Origin of the sequence: Neobacillus drentensis (assembly GCF_036962125.1) — a bacterium.
Classification (GTDB): Bacteria; Bacillota; Bacilli; order Bacillales; family Cytobacillaceae; genus Neobacillus; species Neobacillus drentensis_B.
On sequence record NZ_JBALOA010000026.1, the window covers coordinates 104,976 to 113,371 of the forward strand.

The 8,396-nt window shown below is 37.4% G+C and carries 6 protein-coding genes; 4 read left to right on the plus strand and 2 right to left on the minus strand.

All coding sequences use genetic code 11. The features are described 5' to 3' along the window. Positions 1 to 20 precede the first annotated feature (20 nt). Positions 21 to 1,517 carry a nitrate/nitrite transporter gene (locus V7121_RS20480; RefSeq protein ID WP_335500099.1) on the plus strand — a complete coding sequence of 499 codons (1,497 nt, stop codon included), beginning with the start codon at positions 21 to 23 and terminating at the stop codon, positions 1,515 to 1,517. Positions 1,518 to 1,793: 276 nt separating this feature from the next. Next, a complete protein-coding gene (locus V7121_RS20485) occupies positions 1,794 to 3,095 on the plus strand; it encodes an MFS transporter (RefSeq protein ID WP_335500101.1) in 1,302 nt (433 codons plus the stop codon). A gap of 63 nt (positions 3,096 to 3,158) precedes the next feature. On the opposite strand, the gene fdhF is transcribed toward V7121_RS20485, so the two are convergent. After that, the gene (gene fdhF, locus V7121_RS20490; protein ID WP_335547623.1) at positions 3,159 to 5,219 is read right to left on the minus strand and encodes a formate dehydrogenase subunit alpha; all 2,061 of its coding nucleotides are present in this window, start codon (positions 5,217 to 5,219) and stop codon (positions 3,159 to 3,161) included. Between the two features lie 145 nt (positions 5,220 to 5,364). Further along, positions 5,365 to 7,515 (minus strand): PAS domain S-box protein, encoded by a 2,151-nt coding sequence (locus V7121_RS20495; protein WP_335500103.1) that lies wholly within the window; start codon positions 7,513 to 7,515, stop codon positions 5,365 to 5,367. A gap of 285 nt (positions 7,516 to 7,800) precedes the next feature. Between V7121_RS20495 and yhfH the strand changes: the two genes are divergently transcribed. Continuing rightward, positions 7,801 to 7,935, plus strand: coding sequence for a protein YhfH (gene yhfH, locus V7121_RS20500; RefSeq protein WP_218348664.1), 135 nt, complete (start codon positions 7,801 to 7,803; stop codon positions 7,933 to 7,935). Between the two features lie 138 nt (positions 7,936 to 8,073). Beyond that, positions 8,074 to 8,247, plus strand: coding sequence for a hypothetical protein (locus V7121_RS20505; protein WP_335500107.1), 174 nt, complete (start codon positions 8,074 to 8,076; stop codon positions 8,245 to 8,247). Positions 8,248 to 8,396: the final 149 nt, after the last annotated feature.

An 8,396-nucleotide genomic window follows, 5' to 3' on the forward strand; every position in this document is an offset into this window, starting at 1 on the left:
GGAATTGAAGGGGGATTTTTATGAAGCAAGGACCAAAACAACTAGTTATCCAAACTGGAAGCCTTATAGCTGGGTTTATGGTTTGGGTATTAATATCATCGCTTATGCCTTTTATTAAAGTTGATATTGAACTTACTTCAACACAAATTGCTTGGGCAACAGCCGTTCCAGTCATCCTTGGCTCACTGCTGCGAGTGCCGATTGGCTATTGGACCAACCGTTATGGTGCTCGCCTATTATTTTCAATTAGCTTTATTATACTACTTATTCCAATCGCCTTGTTAAGCTATGCTAATTCCTTACTTACGCTAATAATCGGCGGTTTATTACTAGGAATTGGCGGCGCTGTTTTTTCCGTTGGAGTTACTTCCCTTCCAAAGTATTATGATAAAAAAAAGCATGGGTTTATAAACGGAATTTACGGAGCAGGAAATATTGGAACAGCCATTACATCCTTTTCTGCACCTGTTCTTGCAACTGCATATGGTTGGAGAAACACCATAAAAATCTATTTGGTCGTTGTATTAATCTTTGCCCTTTTAAATTTTATTTTTGGAGATAGACGGGAACGGAAGGTTAATATTCCCTTGCTAGAACAAATCAAGGGAGTTTATAAAAATCCGAAATTATGGTTTTTAAGTTTATTTTACTTTATCACGTTTGGTTCCTTTGTTGCCTTCACCATTTATTTACCATCATTTTTAGTCAATCACTTTGAATTAGATAAAGTGGATGCAGGACTCCGGACTGCCGGATTTATTGCACTGGCTACCTTTTTTAGACCGATCGGCGGATGGCTAGGTGATAAAGTTAATCCATTTCTGATATTAATGGCGGTTTTCTTTAGTCTTACCTTTGCAGGATTTCTATTGTCTTTTACCCCATCACTGCCAATTTATTCATTTGGTTGCTTATTAGTAGCTTTCTTTGCAGGAATTGGTAATGGCGCAATCTTTAAATTAGTCCCATTATATTTTTCCAAACAGGCTGGAATTGTAAATGGTATTGTTTCAGCCATGGGAGGACTTGGTGGCTTTTTCCCACCAATTATTCTCACAATTCTCTTTGGCTGGACCGGTCATTATGCAATTGGGTTTATGGCCTTATCTGAGTTTTCCTTAGCAAGTCTTGTCATCGTTGTGTGGCTATATTATCAGGATAAATTAGATATTTCTGCTAAAATTGTCAACCTTGCAATGGATGGCATTTGTGTAACCGATGTTCACGGACTAATTCAAAGCGTTAATCCTGCTTTCACAAAAATTACTGGCTATCGTCAAGAGGAGGTTGTCGGTAAAACTCCAAGTGTTCTTCAATCAGGTGAACATGATAATCAATTTTATAAAAATATGTGGAAAAGTTTAAAGGATAATGGCGTTTGGGAAGGCTATATTTGGAATAAACGTAAAAACAATGAGGTCTACCAAGAATGGCTAACGATTACGGCTATTAAAGATGATGCAGGTGAAACAAAGAACTATGTAGGTATGTTTTATGAAGATAACGAGAAAAAATAGAGAAACATTAGGAGATCTTCCCCATGGGAGGTCTCTTTTTTTCAATTTAAGAACGTATATGCTTTTGAAATGAAACTAGTTTACGGTCTAGCGAAAGCGGATCTAGACTCTGTGACAACTTTTTGTCAACCTAGATGTGTTCACAATTCGTTCACTGCTTTTGTGACGTACGTCACAAAAATCATGTAGCTATCTGTTTTATAGTGAAATCACAAACAAACAACAACAACTTCCATTTAAAATTAATGTTTGAAAACAAACTAAGGGGGAATTATCATGGCTCGAATTAATTATTGGAATCCAGAAGATGAACAATTCTGGAAGTCAGAAGGAAAAAAACACGCACGACGAAATCTGTGGATATCTGTACCATCATTGATGCTTGCATTTATTGTTTGGCAAATTTGGTCTGTTGTGGCGGTTAGACTTAATGATATTGGCTTCCATTTTACAGAAGAACAACTATTTACTCTTGCAGCTATACCAGGTCTTGTAGGGGCAACTCTTCGCTTCGTATATACCTTCGCTGCCGGTTCGATTGGTGGAAAGAATTGGACCGTGATCTCAACAGCCGTATTAGCTATTCCGGCAATTGGAATCGGTTTTGCAGTTCAAAATCCAGAAACACCATTTTCAATTATGTTATTACTCGCAGCTCTTTGCGGTCTTGGCGGCGGTAATTTCTCATCCTCTTCAGCAAATATCAGCTTTTTCTTTCCGAAAAAAGAAAAAGGAACAGCACTTGGTATTAATGGCGGCTTAGGGAACATGGGAGTATCTGTCGTGCAATTCGTTACACCATTAATTGTTACCTCTGGAACTTTTGCACTTGTGGGTGGAAAACAAGTGTTAGCGAATGGACAGGAAGTCTGGTTACAAAATGCAGCATTTATTTGGGTAGTTCCAATTATTATCCTCACTCTTCTTGCGATGTTTAAAATGGATAATGTTCCAGGTGCCAAACAAACTGTAGCCGATCAATTCGTCATTGTAAAACGTAAACACACTTGGATTATGACAGCCCTATATGTAGCAACATTTGGTTCCTTTATTGGCTATTCTGCGGCGTTCCCATTACTGTTAAGATCACAGTTCCCTGAGCATATATCACTCGCTTTTCTTGGAGCATTGGTAGCAGCAGCTGCAAGACCTGTCGGTGGTTGGATGGCTGATAAACTTGGCGGGGCAAAAGTAACGGCCTATGTTTTAGTCATCATGGGAATTGGAGCAGCAGGTGTCATTTACTTCCTTAATGGAAAACAATTTGCTGGCTTCTTAATTTCTTTCTTAATCCTTTTCGTTGCATCAGGGATTGGATCAGGGTCAACTTTCCAAATGATCCCGAACCTTTTTATCCCGAAAGAAGCAGCACCGGTAATCGGTTTTTCAGCAGCATTTGCAGCATATGGATCATTCTTTATTCCAAAGCTATTCGGATGGTCAGTTAAAGCAACAGGTACACCAGTTACTGCCTTTTACTTCTTTATCGGTTTTTATGTAGTAGCATTTGGACTCAACTGGTATTTTTATCAAAGAAAAGCAACTGCAGCTAAATCACTTACACAACAAGTCGGATAATTCCCGGCTTGTTTTTTTTACAGAAAAAAACGCAGTCAGAAGACTGCGTTAAAAAATTGTGATTTAGACCTTTTCGATTGTGACTGCACAAGCTTTATACTCAGCAGTTCCTGAAATTGGATCATATTCATTTAATGTTAAGACATTAGTTGGTGTTTCACTCCAGTGAAAACTCATGAATACCAGACCAGGTACAACTTGTTCTGTTACCTTTGCTTTAACCTCAAGTTCCCCTCTTCGCGATCGAACCCGAACCACTTCCCCATCGATGATACCAAGAGCTGTTGCATCGTCAGGATGGATATCAAGGGTCTCCTCTGTTTGTTTCACCTTTACACCCGCTGCGTAATGCCGGGTCTGTGAATGAGTATTGTACGATTCATAACGCCGGCCTGTTGTAAGTGTAAATGGATAGTCTGCATCTGGTAATTCCAATGGAACTGTATAATCTACAGGTACAAATGGTGACTTTTTAGCCGGTGCTCCTTGTTGATGGAACCTTTCATGCATGATAAAAGTCCCCGGGTGGTTTTCATCAGGACAAGGATAATGGATGCTATACTCTTTATCAAGACGTTCGTAGGATATTCCTCCGTACATCTCCCAGGCTAGCTTCCTCACCTCATCCCAGATTTCTTCACTATTATTATAATGGATTGGGTAACCCATTACCGTCGATAATTCACAAAGAATTTCCCAATCCTCTTTCACGTTTGGATGTGCTTCTACCGCTTTTCGTACCCTTTGTACTCGGCGATCAGTGTTTGTGTAAGTACCATCCACTTCTCCCCATGAACGTGCTGGTAAGACAACATCCGCCATTTGGGCTGTTTCAGTCATGAAAATATCCTGAACAACCAATAAGTCTAATTTCTCTAATAACTTCTTCGTATGATTCATATGCACGTCAGCTAAAAGAGGGTTTTCGCCAATAACATAAAGAGCCTTGAGCTCACCCATTTCTAAGCGGTCAAAAGTACGTGTTTGGGTGTCGCCCGCTTGTGGGTTTAATTCAACATTCCATTCCTTTTCATACCGACCACGGTACTCGTCATCTGCTAAACTCATTGCACCCGCTAATTGGTTTGGAAGGCAGCCCATATCTCCAGCACCTTGAACATTGTTTTGACCCCTTAAAGGCATAATTCCCGTACCTGGTTTTCCAATATTTCCTGTCAAGAGTGCAAGGTTAGCAATATCAAATACATTATTAACACCGCAGTGATGCTCCGTAATTCCAAGCGTGTAAGCAATCATTGAACTGCTCGATGATGCATATTCTCTAGCTGTTGTAACAATATCCTCTGCCTGCAAGCCAGTAATAGTTGCAGCGTATTCTGGTGTATACGGCTCCACTTGTTTTTCTAGTTTATCAAAGTCTACTGTAAATTGTTTGATAAACTCGGGATTGTATAAACCTTCTTTAAGGATGACTCGAATAAACGCGTTGATAAGGGCAATGTCTGAACCGACATTTATTTGCAAATGACGATGAGCGACCTTTACCATGTCAATCTTTCGTGGATCAATGACAATTATTTTCAACCCTGCTTTAGCCGCTTTTTTGATGCGGTTAGCGATAATAGGATGTGCTTCTGTCGTATTCGAGCCCATCAGTAGCAACACTTCAGCTCTATCAAAATCTTCAAGCGTATTCGTTGGGAAACCGCTTCCAAAAACAGTTGCCAGACCGGCAACACTAGGAGCATGTCACGTTCGATTACAGCCATCAATATTATTACTGTGAATAACTGTTCTCATAAATTTTTGTGTCATATAATTTGATTCATTCGTTGTCCTCGCACAAGCAAACATTGAGATCGCATTTGGTCCCCAATTTTCTTTTATAGCAGATAATTTATTGGCAATGTATTGATAGGCTTCATCCCACGTCGTTTCAACAAGCTTTCCCGCTTTACGGATCAGTGGTGATGTTAATCTATTTTTTGCATGGACATATTCATAGGCAAAGGCACCTTTTACGCATGTTTGTCCTTTGTTGACAGGTGCTTCCTTGTCACCGCGGATTTTCATGATTCTGTTGTCTTGAACCTCAAGGACAAGGCCGCAACCAGTACCGCAATATCCACAGATCGTTTTTACTAAATTTGTTTCTCCCACCATGTTCACTCCCTTATAAAAAACATTTGTACCTATATAAACATATTAATCTATTTATTGCGAATGTAGATTCCTTTTATAAAAATATTTATGTCTATTTTTTGAACAAGATGATAAATAAAAAAACGGGAGATTAAATCTCCCGCTTTCAAGCAGTTCTGGCTGGTAATAAAATATTAAAGGTTGTTCCTTTATTAGGCTCACTTTCGACAAAGACCTTGCCGTTATGACTTTCAATAATTTTGAAACTTACCATTAAACCTAAGCCGTTCCCATTTTTCTTAGTGGTATAAAAAGGTTCACCGAGCTTTTTTAATTTCTCTTTGGATATACCGACACCTGTATCTTGAATGGAAATTTGAACATTATTGTCGTGAATGATTGTTTTAACATGTAGTTCCCCACCGTTCGGCATCGCTTCGATTCCATTTTTGATGAAATTTAAGAATACCTGTTTTAAACGGTTTTCATCACATTCAATTTGAATGATTTCCTGGTTACAATCAAAGGTCAAGCGGACATTTTTCTTTCTTGCTTCAAATTCAAGCAGGGAGACAACATTTTTAATCACTGGAACTACATTTTTTTCTTCTAATTCCACAGCTTTTGGTTTAGCTAATACCATAAAGTCTTCGACAATGGTATTAACTCGTTCAATTTCATCAAGAATAATACTCAAAAATTCCATTCGTTCTGGGTCCTTCTCATCCAATTGCAAGAATTCAGCGTACCCTTTCATGGAAGTAAGCGGATTTCGTATCTCATGGGCAACACCTGCGGCTAATTGACCTACAGCAGCCAATTTATCCTGGCGATGGAGAAATTCTTCTGTTCTCTTCCGTTCAGTAATATCATTTCGGATGGCAAGATACTGATATGGTCTTCCTTGCTCATTCAAAAATGGAACGATCGTTGTGTCCACCCAATAGTAGGTTCCATCCTTGGCTTTATTTCTAATTTCACCTTTCCATACCTTTCCTGACCCAATCGTCTTCCAGAGGTCTTTAAAAAATTCTTTTGAATGGTATCCAGAATTTAAAATGTTATGATCTTTCCCGAGGATTTCTTCTCGGCTATATTTTGATATCTCACAGAACTTGTCATTGACGCTAGTGATCATACCTTTTGCATCAGTAAATGCAACAATTGAGGATTGGTCAAGAGCAAATTTAATATCAATATTTTCTTTTATCGTTTCTTTAAGGTGTCCTTCTGCCTTTTTTCGGTCGGAAATATCTGATCGAATGGCAATATATTGTACAGGCTTCCCTTTTTTATTCAAAAATGGAACGATTGTGGTATCCACCCAGTAAAACGACCCATCTTTGGCTTTATTACGGATTTCGCCACGCCATATTTTGCCTGATTGGATTGTGGCCCATAAATCTTTAAAGAATTCTTTTGAATGATATCCAGAATTTAAAATTCGGTGGTTTTGTCCAATTATTTCTTCCTTTGTATATTTGGAAATTTCCTCAAACTTATCATTTACAAATTGGATTATCCCTTGTGGGTCTGTAATCGCAACAATTGTGGAAGCATCAAGTGCTGCTTTAATATCCTTCAAATTGGTATCCGATGTAACTAATTGCTTGCTAATTAATGTACTTGAAAGAATTAGCCCTCCAATAATTAATACGGTCAAAAATAATACTAAATAAATGAAGAAAGGACTATCTGCACTCGAACCCTTAATTCCCTCACTTACTGTTGTAATCGAAGCTCTTTTCAAGAGAAAATGACCTTCAATAATTGCTAATGACATAATAATCGCACTAATAGGTTTTAACCAAACGTGATTATTTTGGGTAAAGCCCTTGGATGAAAAAAGAATCCATAATGAAAATAAGAAAGAACCAAAAATTAAAAGTCCTGAAAAAAGAAATAAATAAACATTATATTTAATTGTTACGGTCATCGCATATAGATCAATGACATGGATTGAAATAACGGCAAGCGTTAAAAATAAACTTCCTAACAGTAAGTGGAAAAATTTAATCTGTTTGCTAACCAGTGATAAAAAGGCCATTCCCGTAAAGGCAATCCCAATGATAATCGATAGGATTGTAAGTGGAATATGGTAACTTGCAAACCTATTTGTATCAGCGGCAATCAGTCCGATAAAATTCATAATCCAAATCCCAATTCCAATGGAAAATGTCCCACCTAGAAACAGGAGCCTCTTCTTTTTAGATGACTTTACCAAAATAAACATATCTAATGCTGTATATGATGCCATGATTGTTAAACCAATAGCAATTATGATGATGTAAGGTTGAAAAGTCCCTATCACATTCATTTACAAGCATCCCCCCATATCTAAACCTATTGCTTTTCTACTATGATTGTAATGTAAAGTGAATTGTTATGGAAGTAAAAAATTTTAATTACTGAACTATTTCCTATTATTTTTACCTACATCCCTTTTTTCAATGAAATTCAAGGAATATGTGATAAATGACTTATTTTTAGAAAGGGGCAAATTTTTTTAAAAAAAGTCTACACATTTTATTTTATTTCGGCTATACTGTACTATAACAAGAGTGATATTAATAAACTGTATTAATAAAGGAGGAGTTTTAATATGTTAATGAGTCCAGTTGAGTTTTTCCGTACTTTACCAAAAAAACAATGTTCAGAATGTGGTCAACACATGGAGGAGCAGGCAGAAAGCTATTTTATGGAATGTGATAAATGTTTAGCTAAAAAAGAAGAATAGCTAAAAAACTCTCCAATTGCGGAGAGTTTTTTTATTTGAAAATATAGAGCAGTATTCAAATATTTCCGTTATGGAGAGAATTAGGCAGGCATAATCCCCTTTCTTATTGCAAATCATTTATCTAAGGAGTTGATTTGTTTGACTAACAAAAGAGATGAAGGAAGAAACCAAAGTAGAAATCGACTTAATGACACACTAGCTGATCATACGAAAACTGTATCAGGCGATTCAGTGGACAAGCTTAGGAACCTTGAAGAGGCAAACACTTTAATTTCTGGTGATGAAATACAACAACAAAATGAAAATTTATAATATAGGCGGAGAAATTACATGGGTATGATTGGAGAATAAGCAAAGACTGTCAATTTCCATGACAGTCTTTTTCATAAAATAAGATAAGGTTTAAGTTTTTGAACTTAGTTTACTATCTAGCTCCAGCGCCCTAGCGGCTAGTGTCCTTC

Excerpts from the sequence above, each read along its gene's own strand:
- V7121_RS20480 (WP_335500099.1), top strand. The coding sequence starts at position 21 with ATGAAGCAAGGACCAAAACAACTAGTTATCCAAACTGGAAGCCTTATA.
- V7121_RS20485 (WP_335500101.1), top strand. The coding sequence starts at position 1,794 with ATGGCTCGAATTAATTATTGGAATCCAGAAGATGAACAATTCTGGAAG.
- V7121_RS20495 (WP_335500103.1), bottom strand. The coding sequence starts at position 7,515 with ATGAATGTGATAGGGACTTTTCAACCTTACATCATCATAATTGCTATT.
- yhfH (WP_218348664.1), top strand. The coding sequence starts at position 7,801 with ATGTTAATGAGTCCAGTTGAGTTTTTCCGTACTTTACCAAAAAAACAA.